The following is a 24,354-nucleotide window of genomic DNA, read 5'->3' as shown; positions in this document are numbered from 1 at the left end:
TAAACGGTAGATTGCGCCCCTGTTTTGGTGATGGTTTAGCGACTGTTTGCTGTCTGTTTGAGAGGCCGTCCGGCCTGTGAGGAAATCCGATGAAGCTCTATTTTGTCCTGGTGGCACCTGCCCGACCTGCGAACGTGGGGGCGGCTGCCCGCGCCATGAAAACCATGGGATTCGATGCCATGCGACTGGTGGCGAGCCGGGTACACGAAGAGGAGGAGGCGAGCTGGGTGGCCCACGGCGCCCAGGAGATCCTGACTCAGGCCGAAGCGTTCGATACCCTGCCCGAGGCGCTGGCCGACATGGATCTGGTGATCGCCACCACCGCCCGCCAGCGTGGTCGCTACCAGCACTACCTCACGCCGGGGGAGATCCGCGAGCAGATCCGCGCCAAGCCTTCCCTCAACAAGGTGGCCATCGTTTTTGGCTGCGAAGAGTCTGGCCTCTCCAACGAGCAGCTGGCCGAGGTCGACCTCATCAGCTATCTGCCCCTCAAGGTGAGCTACCCGTCCCTCAATCTGGGGCAGGCGATCATGCTCTACGCCTACGAGATGAGTCAGCTGATGGATGAGCTGAACGCCGACGGTGCCGCTGCGGTAGCAGAAAATTTTGATAACGCTGGGCAGGTTCGGGTGCTGAAAAGCAAAACAGCAGAATTGCTGGGTGAACTCGGAGTTTCGCAGGATGAAAAACTGCATCAATGGGTGATGGACCGGGTACCCATGCTGCCGCAGCGGGATTTGAACATGCTCCACCTGCTCTGCAAAGACCTTGCGCGCAAACTTGGCAAAGAGGTTTAAGTTGACAGCCCATCGCCCGCCGCGGTATTGCTAAAAGCCAGCTTCGTCAACGAGTGTTCGTCATGCAGTTATTCACCAACGTCATCACCACCACCATTATTACCGGTACCACCACAGGTGGCACTGGGGCCGGTTGATGCGCTGACGAACAAGCACAGAAATCAGAAAAGGCCCGTACCCACCCAGTACGGGCCTTTTTGTTGGATTGGTTTTTAGATTGAATTTCATAGATTTACAGGGAGAGAAAGCGATGAGAGTGTTGAAATTTGGCGGGTCTTCACTGGCCGATGCAGAGCGTTTTTTACGGGTGGCCGATATTGCGGTCAACACCCACGGCCAATCTCAGGTAGCCCTGGTGCTCTCTGCACCTGCCAAGGTGACCAATCATCTGGTGGCGCTGGTGGAACAGACCAGCCGCGGCATGGATGCCAGTTCCACCCTGTTTGAAGTCAACGGCATCTTCTCCCGCCTCTTGGCCGGGTTGAAGGCGGCCTATCCGGCGCTCGATGACAAGGCACTGCTGGCCCGTCTCACCGCCGAGCTGGATCAGGTCGAGCGCCTGATGCAGGGCATTCGTCTGCTGGGCCTCTGCCCGGACAACGTGCAGGCGCGCATCCTGAGTCGTGGCGAAAACCTCTCCATCGCCTTTATGCACGAACTGCTGCGGGTGCGCGGTCTGGATCTGGAGCTGATCGTACCGGAAGAGCTGCTGGTGACCGATGGCGGCTATCTGGAAGCCCACGTCGATATCGAAGCCTCCCGGGTGCGCTTTGCCGCCAGGGGCTTGCGTCCTGTTGTGGCAGAAAAGCAGCAATGCCTCTATCTGATGCCGGGCTTTACCGGTGGCAGCGACAAGGGCGAAACCGTGCTGCTGGGTCGCAACGGCTCCGACTACAGCGCCGCCGTACTGGCTGCCTGCGTCGATGCCGAGTGCTGCGAGATCTGGACTGATGTCGAGGGCTGCTACAGCTGTGACCCGCGTCTGGTGCCGGATGCTTACTTACTGAAAACTCTCTCCTACAAGGAGGCGATGGAGCTCTCCTACTTCGGCGCCAAGGTGTTGCACCCGAAAACCATCGCGCCGGTGGCCCAGTTCCACATTCCCTGCCTTATCAAAAACAGCTTCAACCCGCAGGGGCCGGGCACCCTGATTGGACCCGAGAGCGGCGATGATGACCTGAAAGTGAAGGCCATCTCCGATCTGGCCGGCATGTGCATGTTCAACGTCTCCGGCCCCGGCATGAAGGGGATGGTCGGCATGGCCGGTCGCATCTTCTCAGCCGTCTCCCGCGCCGGGGTCAGTATCGTGCTGATCACCCAATCCTCTTCCGAGTACAGCGTCAGCTTCTGTATCCACAGCTACGACCAGGATAAGACTCGCAAGGTGCTGGAGCGCGAGTTCGAGCTGGAATTCAAAAACCAGCTGCTGGAGCCGCTGGATATCATCAGCGATCTGGCGATCATCTCCCTAATAGGTGACGGCATGCGCACCAGCAAAGGGATGGCGGCCCGCTTCTTCACCTCGCTGGCGCAAGCCTCCATCAATATCGTCGCCATTGCGCAGGGCTCCAGCGAGCGCTCCATTTCGGCGGTGGTGCGGGATCGCAAGGTGGCGGAAGCCATCAAGGCGTGCCACCAGAACTTCTTTGGCAGCCAGCAGTTTATCGATCTCTTTGTGGTCGGGGTCGGCGGCGTCGGCGCCGCGCTGGTGGATCAGATCGCCCGCCAGCAACCGGTGCTGGCCGAGCAGGGCACTGGCCTTCGCGTGGTCGGCATCGCCAACAGCCGCCAGATGGCGGTCAACAAGGATGGCCTGAACCTCGCCAACTGGCGTGAACAGCTGGTGGAAGCCCGCGACAGCTTCTCGCTGGAAGGGGTGAAAAAGCTGGTGGAAGATAGCCATATCATCAACCCGGTGATCGTTGACTGCACCTCCTCCGAGGCAGTTGCCGTCCAGTATGCCGACTTCCTCGCCGCCGGTTTCCATGTGGTGACTCCGAACAAGAAGGCCAACACCGGCTCGCTCGATTACTACAAGGCGCTGCGCCGCACAGCCCGCCAGACTCGCCGCAAGTTCCTGTACGAGACCAACGTCGGCGCCGGTCTGCCGGTTATCGAGAACCTGCAGAACCTTATCAAGGCCGGTGACAAGCTGCGCGCCTTCGACGGCATCCTGTCCGGCTCCCTCTCCTTTATCTTCGGCAAGCTGGATGAGGGGATGGCCTTCTCCGAGGCAACCCAAATCGCTCGCAGCAACGGCTTTACCGAGCCGGATCCCCGCGACGATCTCAACGGCATGGATGTGGCGCGCAAGCTGCTCATTTTGGCTCGCGAGGCGGGCATGGCGCTGGAGCTCTCCGATGTCGAGGTTGAGCAGGCGCTGCCGCCGGGCTTTGACGTCAGTGGCGACGTGGAAGCCTTTATGGCTCGTCTGCCAGAAGCCGATGGCTGGTTCCGCGACCAGTTCGCCGCGGCCCAGCGTGAAGGCAAGGTGCTGCGCTATGTGGGTTCCATCGAGGGTGGCAAGTGCAAGGTCGCCATCAAGGCGGTCGGTGGCGACGAGCCGCTGTTCAAGGTCAAAGACGGGGAGAACGCGCTCGCCTTCTTCTCCACCTACTACCAGCCGATCCCGCTGGTGCTGCGCGGCTATGGCGCCGGTACCGAAGTGACCGCGGCGGGCGTCTTTGCCGACGTTCTGCGCACCCAGAACTGGAAGCAGGAGTTGTAAGCATGAGTTCAGACATGTATCAGAACGGTAGTGTGGTCGCCTACGCGCCCGCCTCCAGCGCCAACCTGAGCGTGGGATTCGATGTACTGGGGGCGGCGCTCGCCCCCGTTGATGGCTCTCTGCTTGGCGATCGGGTGCAGGTGAAAGCCCCTCTCCCAGCAACAGCGGTGCCATTTGCGCTCTCATCCGTGGGCCGCTACGCCCACAAGCTGCCGGACGATCCGAAAAAGAATATCCTCCATGACTGCTGGGTCGCCTATGGCGAGGCGCTGGAGAAGCGCGGCCTTAAACTCAAGCCGCTCGAAATGGTGCTGGAGAAGAACCTGCCGGTGGGCTCGGGTCTGGGTTCCAGCGCCTGCAGCGTGGTGGCGGCCCTTGAAGGGCTCAACGCCTTTCACGGCGAGCCCCTCGACGAGCACGACATGCTGCTGCTGATGGGGGAGATGGAGGGGCGTATCTCCGGCTCCGTTCACTACGACAACGTGGCCCCCTGTTATCTCGGCGGCATGCAGCTGGTGCTGGAAGAGCACGGCGTTATCAGCCAGGGCATTCCGGTGTTCGATCAGTGGTACTGGGTGGTCTGCTATCCGGGTACCGTGGTCTCTACCGCTGCCGCCCGCGCCATTCTGCCGGCCCAATATCGCCGTCAGGATTGCCTCACCTACGGTCGTCGCCTGGCTGCCTTTGTCCACGCCAGCTACACCGGGCAGGAGGGATTGGCGGCGAGCGTCTTGAAAGACGTGATTGCCGAGCCCTACCGCGCGGCGCTGATCGAAGGCTTTGCCGAGGTGCGGGCGCAGGCGGCCCAGAACGGGGCGCTCGCCACCGGCATCTCCGGCTCCGGCCCCACCGTGTTTGTGGTGATGAAGGAGCTGGCGCAGGCCGAGCGGATGAAGGATTGGATGGAAGCACATTTCGTGCAGAACGAAGATGGATTTGCCCGGGTCTGCAAACTGGACATGGCCGGGGCACGGGTAACAGGAAGCGAGCTATGAATCTCTACAACATCAAGGACAACAGCGAACAGGTGAGCTTTGCGCAGGCGGTGCGTCAGGGCTTGGGTCGCGAACAGGGGCTCTTCTTCCCCGAACAACTCGAACCGCTGGCCGATGTGGATGCCCTGCTGGATCTGCCGCTGGCCGAACGCTCTGCCCGCATCCTGAGCCACCTGCTGGGGGACGAAGTGCCCGCCGCCAAGGTGAGCGAGCTGATCAATGCCGCCTTCACCTTCCCGGCGCCGCTGGTCAAATTGAAAGATGGCACCTATGCCCTCGAGCTGTTCCACGGCCCGACCCTGGCGTTCAAGGATTTCGGCGGCCGCTTTATGGCCCAGTGCCTCGCGGCCTTTAGAACCAACGACAAGATTACTATCCTCACCGCCACCTCCGGCGACACCGGCGCCGCCGTGGCCCACGCCTTCTTCGGGCTGGAGGGGATCGAGGTGGTGATCCTCTATCCCAAAGGCAAGATAAGCCCGCTGCAGGAGAAGCTCTTCTGCACCCTCGGCGGCAATATCCGCACCATCGCCATCGACGGTGACTTTGATGCTTGTCAGGCGCTGGTAAAACAGGCCTTTGACGACGAAGCGCTGAAAAAGGCCATTGGCCTCAACTCCGCCAACTCCATCAATATCAGCCGTCTGTTGGCGCAGGTTTGCTACTACTTCGAGGCCGTTGCCCAGTTGCCCAAAGCCTCCCGCGCCAAGGCGGTGATCAGCGTGCCGTCCGGCAACTTTGGCAACCTCACTGCTGGCCTTATCGCCAAGGCGTTGGGGCTGCCGGTGAAGCGCTTTATCGCCGCCACCAACGCCAACGATACCGTGCCACGCTACCTGAAAACCGGTCAATGGGAGCCGCACCAGACAGTGGCAACCCTGTCGAACGCCATGGATGTCAGTCGCCCCAATAACTGGCCGCGGGTAGAAGAGCTCTGCCGTCGCAAGGGCTGGGCGCTGGAGACCCTGGGTTCTGGCATGCGTGACGATGCCCAGACCCGCGATGCGCTGAAACGGCTGCACCAGCTGGATTACCTGTGCGAACCCCACGGCGCCATTGCCTGGGATCTGCTGGGGGAACAGCTGGCCGAGGATGAAGTGGGGGTGTTCCTCTGCACCGCCCATCCCGCCAAGTTCAAGGAGTCGGTGGACGAGACCCTCAATCTCGATGTGCCGCTGCCCGGCCCGCTGGCCAAACACGCCGAGCTGCCGCTGCTCTCCGTTAATTTGCCAGCGGAGTTTGCCCGGTTAAGGGCGTTTTTGGTGGGCTAAGCTGCTTGGCTGAAATAACCGATAGAAATAAAAAATCCCCCGGTAACGGGGGATTTTTATTTCTGTGGGTAAAGCTATTTGCCAACCAGACTTGGGATATAAGTCATTTGGCGATCTTTTTTACAACCAAACCATAACATGGATTTAACGTATGTCATATTTTTCCCAATCCTAGCATCTAATTTTAGGTTATATAATCATGCCATAAGAAATTGTTTGTTATGTAAATGAAAGAACAGTTTGCGGTGTTTGAGCTGGTATTTTTGTACCCTTAGTAATAATGGTAAAAGCTTATCGGCTAGTAACAGTTAGCTATGAAGTGTGAGCTTTTTGGTCTCCTTTATGTATTGTTGACCAAGTTTTTTAATATTTAACTATCGCGAAAATAACGTCAGGTAAAAAGGAGTTGTCATCATATGTAGTTGTCTCTAAAATTATTTATTGTAATTCCTTTGGATGTAGCTCCAGTAATTTCCCTAGCTGTTATTTCCACGTCATCCTCGTTGAATGTCATGACAATATAACAATGGCGTTCATTTTCTACTCTGCGATTTGAGTTAACCCCTATACTTCCATTGGCTAGAATTTTTACAGTTTTTGCTTTTGATGGAGTATGATATCTAGGATATGTTGAATACTCTATAGCATGAAAAAGATGTTGGTGGCCATGTATTATTGTGCTTATATCATGACTGATAGCCGTTTTCAATATATCAACTGCATCAATACTCATTGAGATTCCATTGCTGCTCAATTTCTCAAGGTCATTTATTGGGAGTAGGTGATGGTGTAAAACAGCAAGTCTATATTTTTTTGATGATGAGTCGATGCCATATTGGGCAAGAACATCAAGCCCAGCCTGTCCAACATAGCCATATTCAGTCCATTTTGTTGCTGTTATTGAGCATGAATTCAACACGCATAGATCGATATCTACACCCACTTTAGGCATGAAAAAGTCATGAAGGTAGTTAAGTGGTGATTGTCTGGTTCGACCATTCAAATCTTCCCTAAATATTCTAAAGTTTCTCTCATGTTGAGTATTTTGCTGGTTCAATATTGATTGTTGTTCTATGTCATACTGTGGATCGCTAGGTGAGTATCTGTTTATATCATGATTTCCAGGGCAAACAATAATATTATGGTGTAGTACATTAAGATTGTCTGCTAATGAATGAAGCTCTTTTATTGCTGAATTCATTTGCATATCAGACCAGTCACCGTTAGATGTTATATCACCACTAATAATGATTGAAGCTATATCATTATCTAAGCCTAAGTTTTTTAGGTCATTCTTCAGTATTGATGAAAGATTATTTCTATTAGGCTGGTATTTGTGGGCGTAATCCTTTCCAAAATGAATGTCGGAAATAAACAAAAATGTGCTTTTGTCTAGTTTGGTTCGTTCGGTTTTTTTTGCAAGGCTACTTGATGTCTTCCCAGTGTATATAATGAAAGTTGGATTTTCATTGTCTGAGAATAAATTATCAATAGTATCACTGTATTTTTTCTCTGTAATAGAAGAGATTAAAAGCCATGCATATACGTTGTCACTGTTCCCCCTATAATATGAAGGAACTCTCGAACTTGTTTTTTGTTCTGATTCTGCAGTGTTTAATTCAACTCTGTCAACATGTGCTGTGTATAGCTTTTTATTTTCTCGGTTGACTAAGCTAACATCTCCACTGAATTTAGATATTAATTCGACAATGTTATCATCAATGTGTTCATGATCTTTTTTCCACCACCCCCACCAGACAGCACGATCCTTATTAATTATTTTTTGATGCTCAGTGATAGTGTCTATTCCATCTTGTGAATTACGAAATCTAAAAGCTAGTTTCTTTGGTTCCATTTTATAATTCTTTTGTATGGTGGGAGAGGTATATTCCAGTTAATTAATTCGCCGAGTGTACTTCTATCTTCTTCATAAAAACCAGATTCAATTGCTTTGTCTAATAGTGAAATTAGGTTTTGAGTGTTGTTTACAATCCCTACCTCATTATTAGAGCTCCATATATTTATATTTTCCCTTCCTATAGCTCTCTTGCTTACTGATGGCCAAATCCAATCTTTCATACCATTGATGAATTGTACTTCAATCTTTTCATTGCTTTCCGAAGATGTGCTATCTGTTACTCGGATTGCTAATTGATAATTGTCGAACACATATCTTACCCATGTGTCATTATTTACGATTGGGTCAAATAATGGTGGGCTAGAATGAAATGTAAATACAACTAAATCTGCTACTCTAGGATTCGGTTTTGTATTGCTTTTTACATTGCTTAGTATTTCAAAGTATGGCGTGTCATATGATATGAAGTTTCTCGACAAACTATATTCACCCCATATACTCAACCAATCGAAAAGTTGCTTTTTCTCATTAATTGCATCTGGTCTAGTTTCATCTGGCCAAATTGGAAAGAGAATTTTTGTATTTGGTTTTACAGAATTGCATGCCCAAGAGATCCAACGAAAATATATATCTAGATACCATGGAGGGTCCATTATCACATAATCAGAGTTTGTTATTATTGGGGAGTGTTGATTAATATTGACGCGCAGATGGTTTTCAACAGTTTGGAACGGATGCCAATCAACTAATATGTAGTTATCTCCAGACAATTTAGTTGATACTGATGGTGTACCTAAACATAATACATTTGTATTACCAGAAAATAGATCAATTATTCTTTTGGTACTTTCTTCATCAAATCTCCAGTCAAAATCTAAAGGGTGTGGGTCAGGTCTATCTAAAATACTCATGATCCATCCTTATATATGGATACCAAACATAGATACGTAAAACTATAAATCCACGCTACCGCCCATGGATTACAGCTTCCAAAATGCTCCATTAACCAGCGAGGGCAGCTGCCCATCGAAGATGAATAGGCACCGGATGGCTATCATAAGCCTCGTCGATCGGGATGTGCCAGTCAGAAGATGACGTAACTATCGGAAAATTCACGTTTTATGCGCCAGCTCAAAAAATAGCAGCGGCACGATACAGGATTCCCATGGCCCTTGGTTTTATTGGGGTTGGCGAGTGTGACGGGGAAGAGAGGGATGGCTTGCCGCTGAGGAGGGGCTGGCTGGGGGCAGCCCCGCTCCGGCAATCGGCGCTATAGTGCGGGCGATGGTTGCCCTGTGTTCCGCTCCCAAGCTGGCGAGGCGGGGGATCTGCGGCAACAATCAGCTGTTGCAATCACAGCCATTTGCAACACATCGTCATGCCAATATGACCATGCAAACAGATCACCAGATAGAGAGGAGATCACCCATGAAGCGTACCATCCTTCTGCGGCAGCGTGCTGCTGGCCAATCCGGTCTTTGCCAACGACACAGCCCAGTTGCAGTGCGAGGCGCAGGCCGCAGCCAAAAAGCTTAACGGCGCCGCCAAGACCAGCTTTGTCGGCAAGTGCGTGAAAGATGCCGCGGGCGCCGCGACCGGCGAGTGCGAGAAGGCGGCCGCCGACAAGAAGCTGGCCGGTGCGGCTAAGAACAGCTTTATCCAGAAATGCGTGAAGACGGGCGCGGCGATGGATCCGGCGGCCAAGTGCGAGAAGGCGGCAGCCGACAAGAAGCTGGCTGGCGCGGCCAAGAACAGCTTTGTCCAGAAGTGCGTGAAGGATAGCGCCGCCAAGTAAGGCATTTTCTCATCCGGTGTGTTTGCGGGGGCCATCAGGCCCCCGTGCTTTTTGGCGCACTGAACGACGCCTCTTGTGGAGTAAGGTGCACTTCTCTATGTAGCAAAAGAGCGGTATCTGGTTGTGCCTCTTATTACGCCCCATCTCCCCAGCGAGGGATCCCTGCTCCGGTGGCTCGAGCGAACGGTTCGGCTCTCTGATCAAGGCTCATATTTATTCCCGGAGCCATACCATGCGCTTGGTGAATGATGGTGACATCCCTCTGCCTCTGCTGACCGGGCGCAGCGTCAAAACAGACGCAGGTGCTTGGGGGCTGATTTCCACTGCCCATTCCGTTCCAGATTGACTCCAGTGTTAGCAGGGAGTGCTCCCATTGACGGTGTTATGGCTTGCTCTCAAATAAATTTAATCAGGGATATAAACGCATCACTGTTTTTTAATGGCGTAATTTTTACTTATCTGTTTCTGCCATTTTTGACCTCCTGTTTTATGTCAGATTATTCCGATTGTCAGGTTGTCATTTCCGGTTACAATTTTGTTCAAGACCATGCCATCCAGCACATATCACATTCCCTTGATTCATATATGTCAGAATTTGTCGTATATGGATGTGCCGAGAACGATAATGTGCCGAACAAGATGTCACTAAAGCTTCTGGCGCTGAAAACCTTTGTGAAATGAACGCATGTTTATGATTTTGTTGTGTTTTGTTTTTATTTTTATGATGCAAAGCAACGAGGTAGCGTTGACGGTATCAAAAGAAATAAATATGAGGACAAGAGGGTGGGTGCCGTGTGGGTCGCGCCGTGACGGCTTATTGATATGTCACAAAATATTAAAGTTATTACTCGGAATTTTCCCTGTTTAATATGGCCATTGCTTCAACTGTAATTTATTACAGTTGAGGCTGGCTATATTGAATATAAGCTCAGCCCCTCTTGATAAAACCTCAAAATCGGGTACTAGAGCATGGGAAAAGGAATTGATGGCGCCACAGTAGCGCCCAAAGAACGTATAAATATCAAGTATGTACCGTCGACTGGTGGTCAACAGGGAGAAGTAGAACTTCCCCTGACCATGATGGTGGTCGGCAACATGAAAGGACGCACCGAAGATACCCCCATCGAGGAGCGTCAGACTGTCTCCATCGACAAGAATAATTTCTCATCTGTCATGAAAGAATCGGCATTGGAACTGAACTTCACCGTTCCAAATCGTCTGGAAGAGAACAGCCAGGACGAGCTGCCGGTTTCGATCAAAATCCAGTCCCTGGAAGACTTCACTCCTGACAATGTGGCCCAGCAAGTGCCCGAACTGCGCAAGCTGCTGGAACTGCGTGAGGCGCTGGTTGCCCTGAAGGGGCCGCTCGGCAATATCCCTGCCTTCCGCAATCGTTTGCAGGATCTGCTGTCCAGTGATGAGGCTCGTGAGCAGTTGCTCAAAGAGCTGGATTTGATCAAGCCAGCCGAGTGATCGGCGGGTTGTATTGACTGAACGAGAAGGAACAAACATGTCTTTGGTCGAAGAACAGGTTCAAGCGGGGGCGAATGCCGCCTCCTCGTCCTCTTTGCTGGACGAAATCATGGCACAAGCGCGCATCACCCCGGTTGATGAGGGTTACAGCGTCGCCAAGCAGGGGGTCGCAGCCCTGATCGCCAACATTCTGGATAGCGGTACTGCCAGCAGTCCGGTCAACAAGGCACTGGTGGACAGCATGATTGTCGAGCTCGACAAGAAGCTCGGCAAGCAGATGGACGTCATCCTCCATGCCAAGCCGCTGCAGGAGATGGAGTCCTCCTGGCGCTCTCTGAAGTTGCTGGTGGATCGCACCGATTTTCGCGAGAACATCAAGGTCCAGGTGCTGCACGCCACCAAGGAAGAGCTGCTGGAAGATTTCGAGTTTTCCCCCGAAATCACCCAGTCCGGTCTCTACAAGCATGTCTACTCCAGTGGTTATGGACAGTTTGGTGGTCAGCCGGTGGGCGCCGTGATCGGTGATTACGCCTTCACCCACAGCGGACCCGATATCAAGCTGATGCAGTATGTCAGTGCGGTCGGCGCCATGGCTCATGCCCCCTTCATCTCTTCCGTTGCACCGACCTTTTTTGGTGTAGACAGCTTTACCGATCTGCCCTCCATCAAGGATCTGAAATCGGTATTCGAAGGGCCGTCCTACACCAAGTGGCGAGCCTTGCGCGAGTCGGAAGATGCCCGTTATCTGGGACTGACTGCACCGCGCTTCCTGGCCCGTCTGCCGTATGATCCGACTGAAAACCCCATCAAGGGCTTCAACTATCAGGAAGATATCAGCTCGGATCACAATCACTATCTGTGGGGCAACACCGCCTATCTGATGGGCACCTCCCTGACTGACAGTTTCGCCAAGTACCGCTGGTGCCCGAACATCATAGGCCCGCAGAGCGGTGGTGCGATCCACGATCTGCCGGTACACGTCTATGAAGCCATGGGTCAGCTGCAGGCGAAGATCCCGACCGAAGTGCTGATCACTGACCGTCGTGAATACGAGCTGTCGGAAGAGGGTTTCATCACCCTGACCATGCGCAAGGACAGCGACAACGCCGCCTTCTTCTCTGCCAACTCGGTGCAAAAGCCCAAGGTGTTCCCGAACACCAAGGAAGGACGCGAGGCCGAAACCAACTACAAGCTAGGCACCCAGCTGCCCTACATGTTCATCATCAACCGCCTGGCGCACTACATCAAAGTGCTGCAGCGCGAGCAGATCGGCTCCTGGAAGGAGCGTCAGGATCTGGAACGTGAGTTGAACAGCTGGATCCGGCAGTTTGTGGCCGATCAGGAAAATCCGCCGGCAGAGGTCCGCAGCCGTCGTCCGCTGCGCGCCGCCCAGATCAAGGTGCTGGATGTGGAAGGGGAGCCGGGCTGGTATCAGGTTGCCATGTCAGTACGCCCGCACTTCAAGTACATGGGGGCGAGCTTCGAGCTCTCTCTGGTAGGTCGACTGGACAAGGAATAAGGCCCGATGCCGTATCTCTCTTCCTGGGATAGAGGAAATGCGGCCAGCCTGTTCGATCGCATACGGGGGGAGGGGCTGAGCCCTTCTCCCCGTTCGGAGGTTGAGGAGTTGGTTGATTCTGTCAAGCGGCAGCTCGAACAGATCCTCAACACCCGTCCCGGCAATTGCCGCAGTGCTCCCGAGCTTGGCGTCATCGATCTCAATGACGCCACTCAGGGCAGTGCGGATATCAAGGGGCGGATCCGCGAAGCGATCCGGCAATGCATCCGTCGTTATGAACCGCGGATTGTGCATGTGGATGTCCGTTCACCCGACTATCAGGCGAGTCCACTCGAGATGTCGTTTCAGGTGACGGCCCACGTGCGGCTGGAGCATATCGAGCAAGTTACCTCGTTCAACGTCCATATGGACAGTCACCGTCACTACCGCATGGTCTGATCAATGTCGCTGGAACATTACTTCAGGGATGAGTTGGCTTTTTTGCGCCTGCAAGGGCGCGAATTTGCCGATAGCTATCCCGAACTCACCCGTTTTTTGTCGGAGCAGAATACCGACCCGGATGTGGAACGCCTGCTGGAAGGCTTTGCGTTTCTCACGGGCAACCTGCGCGCAAAAATTGAAGACGAGTTTCCCGAGCTGACCCACGGTCTGCTCAATATGCTCTGGCCAAACTACCTGCGTCCCGTCCCCAGCATGACCATCATGCAGTTTTCGGTTATTCCGGGGGCCATCGCCCAGCCCGCGCTGGTGAAGCAGGGCTGCCAACTCGACAGTCTGCCTATTGACGATGTGACCTGTCATTTTCAAACCTGTCACGATGCCTGGGTCTATCCGGCCGAGATGCGCGAGGTGACGGCGCAAAGTGGCAACGATCTTTCGACCATCTCGCTGGATATCGCCCTGCATGCTCCTTTGCTGCTCAGCGAGTTGCAGCTGGACAAGCTGCGCTTCTTCCTGGGTGGCGACAGCTACACCGCGTATGAGCTCTACTTCTGGCTCGCCAACCAGCTCTCCCATATCGAGCTGGAGATCGACGGCAAGCGCTTTCGCCAGGAGGCCAGGGCCCTTAAATCGGTCGGCTTCGAGCGCGACGATGCGCTGTTGCCCTATCCGAACAACGTCTATTCCGGCTACCGGATCCTGCAGGAGTATTTCTGCTTTCCGGAGAGCTTCCTCTTCTTCGAACTCTCCGGTGGCGAGTGGCCCAAACAGCCGCTGCCGGTGAGTGAATTCAAAATTCATTTCTGTTTCGACCGGCCCTTGCCGGCGGAACTCAAGATCCGTCCCGACTCTTTCATGCTCAACTGTGTGCCGGCCATCAACCTGTTCCAGCACGACAGCGAGCCGGTCAATCTCAACGGCCGTCAGGCGGAATATCCGCTCAAGGCGAGCTATCGCTATGCGGACAGTTTCGAAATTTTCTCGGTGGATCAGGTTGAAGGCTGGGTCGAGGGCAATCTGGGGCGCTCTCGCGGCACGCCGCGCATCTATCAGCCGTTCGAAAGTTTTCAGCACCAGATAGAGCGGGCCAAGCAGCGGCTGGCGCTCTATTACCGGGTGCGCGTCAGGGAGTCGGTGAGTGGTGATGGTTTCGAGCACAGCCTCTCGTTTGTGCGGGGCGATGAAACCACCACGGTCGATCTCGATGAATCCATCTCGGTGACGCTTACCTGTACCAACCGCTCCCGCGCCGCCCGCCTCAAGGTCGGCAGCATCTGCGTGCCGACCGGCAGCTCGCCCTCGTTTGCCACCTTCCGCAACCTGATCCGGCCGACCCGGCCGCTGCGCCCGGCACTGGATGGCAGCCTGCACTGGACCCTGATTTCCAACCTGTCGCTCAACTATGTCTCTCTGCTGCGGCGCGATGCCCTGGTGCAGGTGCTGCGTACCTACGACTTTCCCGCTTTGCACGACAAGCAGGCGGAGCAGGCGTCGCGCAAGCGGCTGGCGGGCATCGAGGAGATCGAGACCAAGCCGGTGGACAGGCTGGTGCGCGGCATGCCGGTGCGGGGGCTCAAGTCGGTGCTCTCCATCCGTCAGTCCGCCTTTGGCAGCGAAGGGGAGCTCTATCTGTTCAGTACCGTGCTGGCCCATTTCTTCTCGCTCTATGCCAGCGTCAACGCCTTCCACCTGCTTGAGGTGGTCAATCTCGATAACAAGGAGCGCTATCAGTGGCCAGTCCAGATCGGTCAGCACTCCCTGATGTGAGCGCCGCCAACGAGGCGCCCCGTTTTAATTTCTTCCAGCTGGTCGAGCTGCTCAACCGGCTCGATGGCGCCGATCAGGAGCGTGGTCTCGACCACCTGCCAAGTGACGAGAATATTCGTTTCAAGGCGACCGCATCGCTGGGCTTTCCCACCAGTGACGTGCTGCAGATTGGCCGCGACGAGAAGGGGCGTCACGAGCTGGAAGTGGCCTTTCTGGGTCTGCACGGCAGCCAGTCGCCGATGCCGGGGTACTACCTCGACTCATTGGCGTGGGAGTACGCCCAGGGTGAGCAGAAGCTCGGCCTGTTTCTGGATTTCTTCCACCACCGTCTGCTGACCCTGCTGCACCGGATCTGGCGCAAGTATCGCTACCACGTCCGTTTTCAGGACGACGGTGAGGATGGGTTCTCCCGCCTGATGTTTGCGCTGGTGGGGCTTGGCAACGACGCCGTCTGCCAGAGCCTGCCGGTCAACCGCGCCAAGATGCTCTCCTATGCGGGCATGCTGGCCAGCCCCAGCCGCTCGCCCGAGGTGGTCGCGGGTCTGGTGGCCCACTGCTTCGATCTGGCGGATGTAGAGGTGAGCGCCTGGCAGTGGCGCAAGGTGCCTATCCATGAGGAGCAGCAAAACCGTCTGGGCGGCGCTGGCGTTACCTTGGGGCAGGACTTCGTCATCGGTGACAAGGTCAATGATTGTGCCGGCAAGTTTTTATTGAAAATCAATGATCTGAGTTTTGGCCAGTTTCTCGGATTTCTCCCGAACGGGGAGCATTTCCACGCCCTGGTGACCTTTGTCTCCTTCATCTTGCGCGATCAGCTGGCCTGGGATCTGCGTCTTGGCTTCGGCCAGGAGCAGGCCAAGGGGCTGCGACTTGGTGAAGAGCAGAGTGCCCGTCTGGGGTGGAGTACCTTTCTCGGCCAACCGCCGAGTGACCCGTTCGTGACGATCTGTGTACAGGAATAAGCACAGAAATTCAGTGTAGGAATACGTGCAGGAGTGAATGTGGACGACTTTAACCAGCAACTATCTCTGGTGGTGCTTAACAGCGAGCAGCTCGACGGCAGCCAGCAGGTGCAATATCGCTTCGACGAGATGGGAGGCACCCTGGGCTCCTCCGAACAGGATGACTGGCAACTGCGAGACAGGTTGGGGGCGGTGATGCCGGCCCATGCCCGGGTCGAGCTCAATGACGGTCGTTTCTGCCTGTGCGATCTCAGCGGCCAGACCTACATCAATGGTGCTACCTCGCCCATCGGGCGGGCTCGCAAGGTGCATCTGGAGCAGGGGGACGAGCTGGTGGTCGGCCCGTTCCGGCTGCGCGCCTATCTCGGTGCCATTTCCCCCGAGCAGAGCCTGCAGCAGGTGCTGGGCAACCGTCCAACCGAACAGCTTGACGAGTGGCTGGCCAGCGATCACCACCACACCCAGACCCTGGATGATCCTCGGGCCCTGGCAGTCGACCCCCTGCTGGCATTGCAGCAGGAGCGTGCGGCTCCTGGCCCGCTGATGGATACCCAGCCGCAGGCTCAACCGCATTTTCAACCGGATATGGACACCGTATCCCTCGCTCCATTTTCTGCCGTCGAGAACACCATGAACCAAGAATTTCTGGATATGCCTGCCATCGAGAACCACCCCGACTTCCAGCCACTGGAGGGCGTTGATCACGTCGCCCTGACGCCGCTGATGCGCGGGCTGGGTCAGCCGTTGCAGTTGCAGGACACCCGACAGGCTCACGACATGCTCGAAGAGATGGGCAAGACAGTGCGGGCCATGGTGGAGGGGTTGCTGCAACTGCAAAGCGATCAGGCGGCGCTGGCAGACAAGCACCTGCGCCCCATCGAGGACAACCCTCTGCGCCTTGGCCTCGATTATGACGAGACCCTGGCGGTGCTGTTTGCCGAGCAGAAGAGCCCGGTGCACCTGAGCGCGCCGGCCGCGGTGGCCGAGAGCCTGCACAACGTGCGCATCCACCACGTGGCAAACCAGCAGGCCATCAGTGCGGCGCTCGACAGCATCCTGCAGGCCTTCTCACCGGAAGCCTTGCTCGGCCGTTTCGAGCAATACCGCCGCAGCGGCGCGCCGGGGATGGCTGATGAGGGGTGGGCCTGGAACATGTACCAGCACTACTACCGCGAGCTCACCTCTGCCCGTCAGCAGGGGTTCGACAAGCTGTTCCATCAGGTCTACGCCCAGGCCTATGACCAGGCCGTGCGTCAGCAACAGGGACTGATTTGATGATACGTGCACTGTGGTTTGGGGCCTGTCTGCTGGCCCTGGCCGGTTGTACCACCATGGGCAAGATGGCCGATGTGGTCATGAACCCGGATGTCCAGGTCGGGAGCAACGATGACCAGCCATCCACCCTGGGGCTGAGCCTGCTGGCGGAGCCTGACGTCAACCCCAACGAGAGCGGGGAGGCGGCGCCGATCGAGTTTCAGGTGGTGCTGCTGGCGGAAGATTCCAGGCTGCTCGCCACCGACTACGACCAGGTGACGGCAGATGTGGAGAAGGCCCTTGGCAAGAACTACCTCGACCATCAGGAGTACACCCTGCTGCCGGGCCAGTTCAAATACCTGCCCCCCGTCAAGCTCGACAAGAAGACCCGTTACATCGGCGTGATTGCACGGTACGCCGATCCGGACAGTGCCGAGTGGCGCAAGGTCATCAAGGTCAAGAGCAAGGGCGCGGCTTATCACATCCTGGTGCACCTGCGCCTGGATGAAGTGGAACTACAAAAAGAAGAAGAATAATTATGTCGAGTCGAAATCGGGTTATCTGGCGTGAAGGGCTCTTTATCAAGCCCCAGCACTTCCAGCAACAACAGAGACATTCGGATTATGCGCTGCACGCGCGTTTGAGCGCGCTGTCCGACTATTTCTACGGGCTGCAGTCGCTTGCTATCAACGAGGATTACCTCGGCTTTGGCCGCATCGCGCTGGTGGGGGCCACGGGTATCCTGCCGGACGGCACCGTCTTCAACATACCCAACGACGACGTGCTGCCGACCCCGCTGGAAGTCACCGACGCCTCGGTGGCCAACCAGAAGGTTTATCTGGCGCTGCCGCTCTCGGTGAGCGGCGTCAATGAGGTGGGGCAGGGCGGTCAGGTGGCTACCCGGTTACAGGCCCATCGTCATGATGTGCGCGACCTGCACAGCGAAGGGGGGGATGTGGTCTCCCTCGAAGTGGGTCGGGTCAGCTTGCGATTGATGTTGGAGCGTGAAGATCGCAGCGCCTACGCCTCGCTCGCCATCGCCCGCATTCTGGACAAACGTCCGGACGGCGGTCTGGTGCTGGATCCCAACTTCATGCCCTGCAGCATCAGCGTCTCTGCCATTCCGACCCTCAAGCGCTTCCTCGGCGAATCGGCTGGCCTCGTGGCCGAGCGGGCTCGCAGCCTCTCCCAGCGCATCGCTGCGCCGGGACAGCAGGGGGTGGCCGATGTGGCCGAGTTCATGATGCTGCAACTGCTCAACCGGGCTCAGCCCCAGCTCTCCCATCTGGCGCGTCTTGGCACCCTGCACCCCGAGCGGTTGCACGAGGCACTGGTGCAGCTTTGTGGCGAGTTGATGACCTTTACCGACGAGTCCCGTCTGCCGCCCGAGTTCCCGGCCTATCGTCACGACGATCAGCAGGTGAGCTTCGAGCCGGTGATGCTGGCCCTGCGTCAGGCGCTCAGTACCGTGCTGTCGCCGCGCGCCGTCTCCATCCAGCTGCGCAAGCACCAGTACGGCGTCATGGTAGCCATGGTCAACGAGAGCGAGTTGATTGCCAGCGCCGACTTTGTGCTGGCGGTGCGTGCCCGCATGCCCCAGGAGCAGCTGCGCAAGCAGTTGCTGCAGCAGACCAAGGTGGCCTCCAGCGACAAGATCCGCGAGCTCATCAGCCTGCAGTTGCCCGGTATTCCACTGCTGCCGCTGCCGGTGGCGCCGCGCCAGCTCCCCTATCACGCGGGTTACAGCTACTTCCAGCTCGACCGGCAGAGCCCGGCCTGGCAGATGCTGGCGGTCAGCAACACCCTCGCCTTCCACATTGCCGGCGATTTCCCCGAGCTCGACATGCAGCTCTGGGCCATCCGTAGCCAGTGATCGCATCAAGGAAACAAGCAGAGATGACCACGGACATTATCAAGAACGAGCAACTGAGCGACCTGCTGTTCGATCATGCCGAGCAGCTGGACATGGACTCGGACTACTGGTTTCGCCTGCGCGGCCAGAGCATCAACCCGATGATCGATGCGGTGACCCCCTTGCTGGGGCTGGTGCAGCGGGTACGCCTGCTGTCGCGCTACGACCGGGTGCCCGAGCTCTACCAGCGGGTGGTGACCGAGATCCAGTCCATCGAACAGGAGCTGATGGCGCAGGGCTACGAGAACGGCGTTGTCCTCTCGTTTCGCTACATCCTCTGCACTTTTATCGATGAGGCGGTGATGGGACGTGACTGGGGTAGCCAGAGTGAATGGTCCCAACACTCCCTGCTGGCCCGCTTTCACAACGAGACCTGGGGGGGCGAGAAGGTGTTCGTACTGCTGGCGCGCCTGCAGGAGGACCCGGTGCGCTATCGCGACATTCTGGAGTTCATCTATCTCTGTCTGTGCCTCGGTTTCGAGGGGCGCTACAAGGTGATGAGCCAGGGCCGTGACGAGTTTGAACGGATCGTCAAGCAACTGCACAAGCAGCTGTCACCTGAAAGTGGCGGCGAGGCCCCCAGCGTGTTTCATCTTGATCTCGGTCAGCAGGCATCTCGCTACCAGCTGCGCAAGCAAGTCTCCCTGCGCACCCTGTTTATGGGCGGCGCGCTGATCCTGGCCATCATCTTTGGCCTCTATCACCACCAACTCGATAACCAGACCCAGGACGTACTGCGTCAACTGGGCGAATTATTAAAATAAAATACTAAGGAGAGCACGCCGTGATTCGTATAGAGCTACCGGTACTGGTGGAAAGACTCAACCCCATCTGCCGTCACATGCTGGAGGAGGCCGCAGCCCTCTGCGTCAATCATCAAGGGGCCGAGATCCGCATCGAGCACCTGCTGCTGAAAATGCTGGAGACCCCCCTCTGCGATGTGCGCCAGATCCTCAAACGGGCCGAGGTCGAGGTTGAAGAGTTAAAGAGCCTGCTGCAACCCTCGGCGGCCGATAACGGTTATGGTCAGGGTTATCCCTCCTTCTCGCCGCTATTGGTGGAGTGGCTGCAAGACAGTTGGTTGCTCGCCTCCGCCGAGCTGCAACACGGCCAGCTGCGCAGTGGCGTCATGCTGCTGGTGCTGCTGATGACCCCCCACCGTTACCTGCCGGGCTCGGTGACCCGTCTGCTTGCCAACGTCAATCGCGAACTGCTGCGCCAGCAGTTCGACGACTGGGTCAAAGATTCCGCGGAAACCCAGATTACCGTTGCGGCGAATGGTACTGCCACTCAGGCTGCATTGCCCGCGGACGCCAGCTTGCTGGCCCGCTTTACCGTCAATGTGACAGAACAGGCCCGTCAGGGGGCGCTTGACCCCGTACTCTGCCGGGATCACGAGATCGATCTGATGATCGACATTCTCTCCCGTCGCCGCAAAAACAACCCCATCGTGGTGGGGGAGGCCGGCGTCGGTAAAAGCGCCCTGATCGAGGGGCTGGCGCTGCGTATCGTGGCGGGTCAGGTACCCGAAAAGCTGCGCGGGGTCGAGTTGATGACGCTGGATCTTGGTGCCATGCAGGCGGGCGCTTCGGTCAAGGGGGAGTTCGAGAAGCGTTTCAAGGGGGTGATGCAGGAGGTCAAGGATGCCGTGCGACCTGTCATCCTCTTTATCGATGAGGCTCACACCCTGATTGGTGCGGGCAACCAGGCGGGCGGCATGGATGTCTCCAACCTCATCAAGCCCGCGCTGGCCCGGGGCGAGCTGCGCACCATCGCTGCCACCACCTGGGGCGAGTACAAGAAGTACGTTGAAAAAGATGCCGCCCTGTCGCGCCGCTTCCAGCTGGTGAAAGTGGGTGAACCCAATGCAGATGAAGCCACCGTGATCCTGCGCGGCCTGCGCAGCATCTACGAGAAGGCCCATGGGGTGCTGATTGACGAGGAGGCGCTGCAAGCTGCCGCCCAGCTCTCCGCCCGTTACATCTCCGGCCGTCAGCTGCCGGACAAGGCGATCGACGTACTCGATACCGCCTGTGCCCGGGTGGCCATCAACCTCACCACGCCGCCACGCGCCGTCAGTCACCTGCAAAACGAACTGCGCCAGCGCGAGCTGGAGATCCGTCAGCTGGAGCGCCAGAGCCTGATTGGTCTGGGTGACAACGATGAGCGCCTCGCTGAACTGCAAGCGGCCCAGCAGACCTGTCGTGACAACCTGCGTGAGCAGGAAGCCCGATGGCAGCAACAGCAGGGGCTGGTGCATCGGATTGTCGAACTGCGTGCCGCCCTGCTGGCGGATCAGCAGGATGAGATGCTGGCCAGAGAGGCGCTGGATCTCGCCGATGCGCCGCTCGATCCGCAAGCGGCCGCCGGGCAGCTTGCCGGGCTCGAGCGAGAATTGTCCGAGCTGCAACAGGGTGAGGTGCTGGTCTCTGCCCACGTCGACAAGACTCAGGTCGCCGCGGTGATAGCCGAGTGGACCGGGGTGCCGCTTAATCGCATCTCCCAGGGGGAGCTGGATGTGGTGACCCGTCTGCCGGAGTACCTTGGCGAGCTTATCAAGGGGCAGGATGTGGCGGTGGCTCACCTGCACAAGCACCTGCTGACCGCCCGCGCCGACTTGCGTCGTCCGGGCCGTCCGCTGGGGGCCTTCCTGCTGGTGGGGCCAAGCGGGGTCGGCAAGACCGAAACCGTGCTGCAGATTGCCGAGCTGATGTTTGGCGGTCGCCAGTATCTGACCACCATCAACATGTCCGAATATCAGGAGAAGCACACTGTCTCGCGCCTGATCGGCTCGCCGCCCGGCTATGTCGGTTTTGGCGAGGGGGGCGTGCTGACTGAGGCAATCCGTCAGAAGCCTTATTCCGTGGTGCTGCTGGACGAGGTGGAGAAAGCCCATCCGGACGTGCTCAACCTCTTCTATCAGGCGTTCGACAAGGGCGAGCTGGCGGATGGAGAAGGGCGGATCATCGACTGCAAGAACGTGGTCTTCTTCCTCACTTCCAACCTCGGTTTCCAGACCATCGTCGAGCATGCCGAGCAGCCCGATGTGCTGCTGGATGCCCTCTATCCGGAGCTCGCAGCCTTCTTCAAACCGGCGCTGCTGGCGCGGATGGAGGTGATCCCCTACCTGCCGCTCGGTCACGACACGCTGGTGCAGATCGTCGGTGGCAAACTCAACCGGCTGGTCAAGCTGCTCAAGGAGCGTTTCGGTGCGGAGGTGGTGCTGGAGAGCGAGGTTGCCGAGGAGATCCTGCTGCGGGCCAACCGCAGCGAGAACGGCGCGCGGATGCTCGAATCCGTCATCGATGGCGCCCTGTTGCCGCCGGTCTCCCTGCAACTGTTGCAGCGCCTCTCGGCCGGTGAGCCCATCAACCGGGTGCGCTTCTCGGTGGCCGATCACCAGTTTGTGGCCGAGGTGGAGGGCTGACCATGGAGCAAGCCCTCGCATTCGCCCTCGCGCTCACCTCGCAACGGGATGAACAACATCTCTGCCACTGGTGGAGCTCGACCCTCAATGCCAGCTTCCAGCCCAAAGGCTTGCTGCTTGGCATGCTGGATGTGAGCGGCCGTCAGCTGGAGTGCAAAGGGTGGGTCAAGGGGCAGGAGGTTGCGCTGGCGCTGGCGGTGGATGATTTCTCTCATCCCCTTGCCTATGTGCTGCACAAGGCGCAATCCCGCACCTGGGACTCCCTCCATGGTGGCGCTCGCATCGAGCATGCCGGTTTTCGTGAACTGCTGGCCAACCTTGGCCAGCCGTGCGGCCTGCACGCTTTTCCACTCAATGATGGCAACGGCAAGCCGTTTGCCGTGCTGGCGATGATGGACAGCGGCGATGTGCTGCAGGAGTGGGCGGCCCGCCCCGAGCTGGCCAGTCTGGCCCAGGTCTTTTGCAACCAGCTCACCCTGATCCGCGATCTGGGACGTAGCCGCCGGGATCAGAGCGTGCTGCGCGACTCCCTGCGTCAGATAAAGGGGGAGGGGGAGCGCCAGCGCCAGCATGAGAAGTTGCTGGGCGAGCAGTTGGTTGGCCAGTCGGCGGTGATACGCGGCCTGCGCGAGCAGATCGCCCAGGCGGGCCAGCACAAGCTGACCGTGCTCATTCAGGGGGAGACCGGCAGTGGCAAGGAGGTGGTCGCCCGGCTGGTGCATAAGTGCTCCGATCGCGCCAACAAGCCCTTCGTCGCCATTAACTGCGCCGCCATTCCGGAGAATCTCATCGAGAGCGAGCTGTTCGGTTATCAGAAGGGAGCCTTCTCCGGTGCCCTCTCCAACAAGACCGGGCTGGTGGCGCAGGCCAATGGTGGCACCCTGTTTCTCGATGAAGTGGGCGACATGCCCGCCGCCATGCAGGCCAAGCTGCTGCGGGTGCTGGAAACCCGCAGCTACCGGCCCCTTGGGGCAGAGCAGGAGTATCACTCCGATTTTCGCCTCATCGCGGCCACTCATCAGCCGCTGACCCGCCATGTGGAGGAGGGGCGGTTCCGTGCCGACCTCTACCATCGTCTCTGCCAGTGCCTGCTGCTGATCGCCCCGTTGCGAGAACATATCGAAGATGTGCCGCTGCTGTGCCAGCACTTTATGGCCCAGTTTGCCGCGCAGGATGACAAGGGACTGGCTGGCTTGCAGCGCAAGTTCCTCAAGCAACTGCAAAGTTACGACTTCCCCGGCAACGTGCGCGAGTTGCGCAACCTGCTGGAGGTGGCCTGTGCCCACACCCGTCACGGTGAAGAGGTAGGGCTTGGCGCCTTGCCACCGGAACTGCGGGATCGGGTCTGTGCCGAGCTGCCCGATGCGCTGGATGATTACAACCATATCCGCGATCTGCGCCGGGCCATGCAGCAGTACGAGGCATCGGTGATTGAAGCGCGCCTGCGCTACTTTCAGGGCAATCGCATGCTGGTGGCCGAGAGCCTCAATATTCCCAAGCGCACCCTGGATCACAAGTGCCAGAAACTGGAGGTGAACTGATGATCATCATGGGTTTGTTGCCCCTGCTGCTGGCGACCGGCAACGCAGTCCCCCCCCTCGATATGGCGGGTTGGCAAGCGTGTCGCCGCGAGCCATCCCCGCTGATCCGGCTCGCCTGCTATGACGCCCTTGGCAATGAGGCGACGCCATCAGGCAGCAAGGAGAGCACCAAGTCTCCGTCCTGGCTGGCGATAGCGGAGCAGGAGTTGGCACGAGTGCCCGATAGCCCCCCCTTCCTGTTGCGACAGGATGAGGAGAGCGGCACGGCGGTACTGACCCGTCCGGCCCTGCGCGGTGCCACCCTGGCGATCGGTTGCGTCAACAACATCACCCATATCCGCTTGCGGCTGGATGCGCCGTGGCGCGGGGAGAGTGTCGAGGTCGCGCTGGATGGACAAGCCACTCGCAGCAGTCAGAGCTGGTTTATCCGGGATCAGGGATGGCTGCTCGAATATGGCCGCGGTCTGCCCGCTATAGAGGAGCTCAAACGCTGGATTGGTCATCGTGAATTGCAGGTTCAGGCGGCCAACGGTGCCTTGCTGCGGGTCGATCTCGGCGGCCTGAAAGAGGCGCTGATACCGGTGCGCCAACAGTGTCGCTGGTAGGGGGGGGCA

19 protein-coding genes are annotated in these 24,354 nt (G+C 57.3%); 17 read left to right on the top strand and 2 right to left on the bottom strand.

Features of this window, described 5'->3' with window-relative positions:
- Window positions 1-89: 89 nt before the first annotated feature.
- The 4 genes from G5149_RS05210 to thrC all read left to right on the top strand — a co-directional run bounded on the left by G5149_RS05210 (window position 90) and on the right by thrC (window position 5,791).
- The gene (locus G5149_RS05210) at window positions 90-797 is read left to right on the top strand and encodes a tRNA/rRNA methyltransferase (protein ID WP_421211903.1); all 708 of its coding nucleotides are present in this window, start codon (window positions 90-92) and stop codon (window positions 795-797) included.
- Window positions 798-1,047: 250 nt separating this feature from the next.
- Window positions 1,048-3,525 (top strand): bifunctional aspartate kinase/homoserine dehydrogenase I, encoded by a 2,478-nt coding sequence (thrA, locus tag G5149_RS05205; protein ID WP_421211901.1) that lies wholly within the window; start codon window positions 1,048-1,050, stop codon window positions 3,523-3,525.
- 2 nt (window positions 3,526-3,527) lie between these two features.
- Window positions 3,528-4,520 carry a homoserine kinase gene (gene thrB / locus G5149_RS05200; RefSeq protein WP_421211899.1) on the top strand — a complete coding sequence of 331 codons (993 nt, stop codon included), beginning with the start codon at window positions 3,528-3,530 and terminating at the stop codon, window positions 4,518-4,520.
- Window positions 4,517-5,791, top strand: a complete 1,275-nt coding sequence (gene thrC, locus G5149_RS05195) for a threonine synthase (protein WP_421211897.1) — start codon at window positions 4,517-4,519, stop codon at window positions 5,789-5,791. The genes thrB and thrC overlap by 4 nt, the downstream gene beginning before the upstream one ends.
- Window positions 5,792-6,203: 412 nt before the next feature.
- On the opposite strand, the gene G5149_RS05190 is transcribed toward thrC, so the two are convergent.
- Together G5149_RS05190 and G5149_RS05185 are read right to left on the bottom strand one after the other, a co-directional pair.
- The gene (locus tag G5149_RS05190) at window positions 6,204-7,646 is read right to left on the bottom strand and encodes a metallophosphoesterase (RefSeq protein ID WP_337072833.1); all 1,443 of its coding nucleotides are present in this window, start codon (window positions 7,644-7,646) and stop codon (window positions 6,204-6,206) included.
- Window positions 7,628-8,560: a hypothetical protein gene (locus tag G5149_RS05185; RefSeq protein WP_421211895.1), complete on the bottom strand. Its 933-nt coding sequence runs from the start codon at window positions 8,558-8,560 to the stop codon at window positions 7,628-7,630. The genes G5149_RS05190 and G5149_RS05185 overlap by 19 nt, the downstream gene beginning before the upstream one ends.
- 545 nt (window positions 8,561-9,105) lie before the next feature.
- Here G5149_RS05185 and G5149_RS05180 point away from each other — a divergent pair.
- From G5149_RS05180 to vasI, 13 genes are all read left to right on the top strand, one after another.
- Window positions 9,106-9,444 carry a hypothetical protein gene (locus G5149_RS05180; protein WP_421211893.1) on the top strand — a complete coding sequence of 113 codons (339 nt, stop codon included), beginning with the start codon at window positions 9,106-9,108 and terminating at the stop codon, window positions 9,442-9,444.
- A gap of 969 nt (window positions 9,445-10,413) precedes the next feature.
- The gene (gene tssB / locus G5149_RS05175; protein WP_005347310.1) at window positions 10,414-10,917 is read left to right on the top strand and encodes a type VI secretion system contractile sheath small subunit; all 504 of its coding nucleotides are present in this window, start codon (window positions 10,414-10,416) and stop codon (window positions 10,915-10,917) included.
- Window positions 10,918-10,954: 37 nt separating this feature from the next.
- The gene (gene tssC, locus G5149_RS05170; RefSeq protein WP_005347309.1) at window positions 10,955-12,436 is read left to right on the top strand and encodes a type VI secretion system contractile sheath large subunit; all 1,482 of its coding nucleotides are present in this window, start codon (window positions 10,955-10,957) and stop codon (window positions 12,434-12,436) included.
- Window positions 12,437-12,442: 6 nt separating this feature from the next.
- Entirely contained in the window at window positions 12,443-12,874 is a 432-nt protein-coding gene (tssE, locus tag G5149_RS05165; RefSeq protein ID WP_005347308.1) for a type VI secretion system baseplate subunit TssE, read from the top strand.
- Window positions 12,875-12,877: 3 nt separating this feature from the next.
- Complete coding sequence (tssF, locus tag G5149_RS05160; protein WP_216978371.1) at window positions 12,878-14,644, top strand: type VI secretion system baseplate subunit TssF; 1,767 nt, start codon at window positions 12,878-12,880, stop codon at window positions 14,642-14,644.
- A complete protein-coding gene (gene tssG / locus G5149_RS05155; protein ID WP_005347306.1) occupies window positions 14,608-15,606 on the top strand; it encodes a type VI secretion system baseplate subunit TssG in 999 nt (332 codons plus the stop codon). Before tssF ends, tssG begins: the two co-directional genes overlap by 37 nt.
- 39 nt (window positions 15,607-15,645) lie before the next feature.
- Complete coding sequence (gene tagH / locus G5149_RS05150) at window positions 15,646-16,881, top strand: type VI secretion system-associated FHA domain protein TagH (RefSeq protein ID WP_005347305.1); 1,236 nt, start codon at window positions 15,646-15,648, stop codon at window positions 16,879-16,881.
- On the top strand, window positions 16,881-17,396 hold the full coding sequence (gene tssJ, locus G5149_RS05145; protein WP_236345367.1) for a type VI secretion system lipoprotein TssJ: 516 nt from the start codon (window positions 16,881-16,883) through the stop codon (window positions 17,394-17,396). The genes tagH and tssJ overlap by 1 nt, the downstream gene beginning before the upstream one ends.
- A 2-nt stretch (window positions 17,397-17,398) precedes the next feature.
- Window positions 17,399-18,733, top strand: coding sequence for a type VI secretion system baseplate subunit TssK (gene tssK / locus G5149_RS05140; protein WP_005347303.1), 1,335 nt, complete (start codon window positions 17,399-17,401; stop codon window positions 18,731-18,733).
- Between the two features lie 23 nt (window positions 18,734-18,756).
- Entirely contained in the window at window positions 18,757-19,536 is a 780-nt protein-coding gene (icmH, locus tag G5149_RS05135) for a type IVB secretion system protein IcmH/DotU (RefSeq protein ID WP_005347302.1), read from the top strand.
- Between the two features lie 20 nt (window positions 19,537-19,556).
- A complete protein-coding gene (gene tssH, locus G5149_RS05130) occupies window positions 19,557-22,199 on the top strand; it encodes a type VI secretion system ATPase TssH (protein WP_337072829.1) in 2,643 nt (880 codons plus the stop codon).
- 2 nt (window positions 22,200-22,201) lie between these two features.
- Window positions 22,202-23,740 carry a sigma-54 interaction domain-containing protein gene (locus G5149_RS05125; protein ID WP_005347300.1) on the top strand — a complete coding sequence of 513 codons (1,539 nt, stop codon included), beginning with the start codon at window positions 22,202-22,204 and terminating at the stop codon, window positions 23,738-23,740.
- The gene (gene vasI / locus G5149_RS05120; protein ID WP_005347299.1) at window positions 23,740-24,345 is read left to right on the top strand and encodes a type VI secretion system-associated protein VasI; all 606 of its coding nucleotides are present in this window, start codon (window positions 23,740-23,742) and stop codon (window positions 24,343-24,345) included. The genes G5149_RS05125 and vasI overlap by 1 nt, the downstream gene beginning before the upstream one ends.
- Window positions 24,346-24,354 lie beyond the last annotated feature (9 nt).

It is taken from the genome of Aeromonas sp. 600479, from assembly GCF_049175515.1.
Taxonomy (GTDB): domain Bacteria; phylum Pseudomonadota; class Gammaproteobacteria; order Enterobacterales; family Aeromonadaceae; genus Aeromonas; species Aeromonas veronii_A.
The sequence above is the reverse complement of the archived record's forward strand: the minus strand, read 5'-3'. Positions and strand labels throughout refer to the sequence as shown.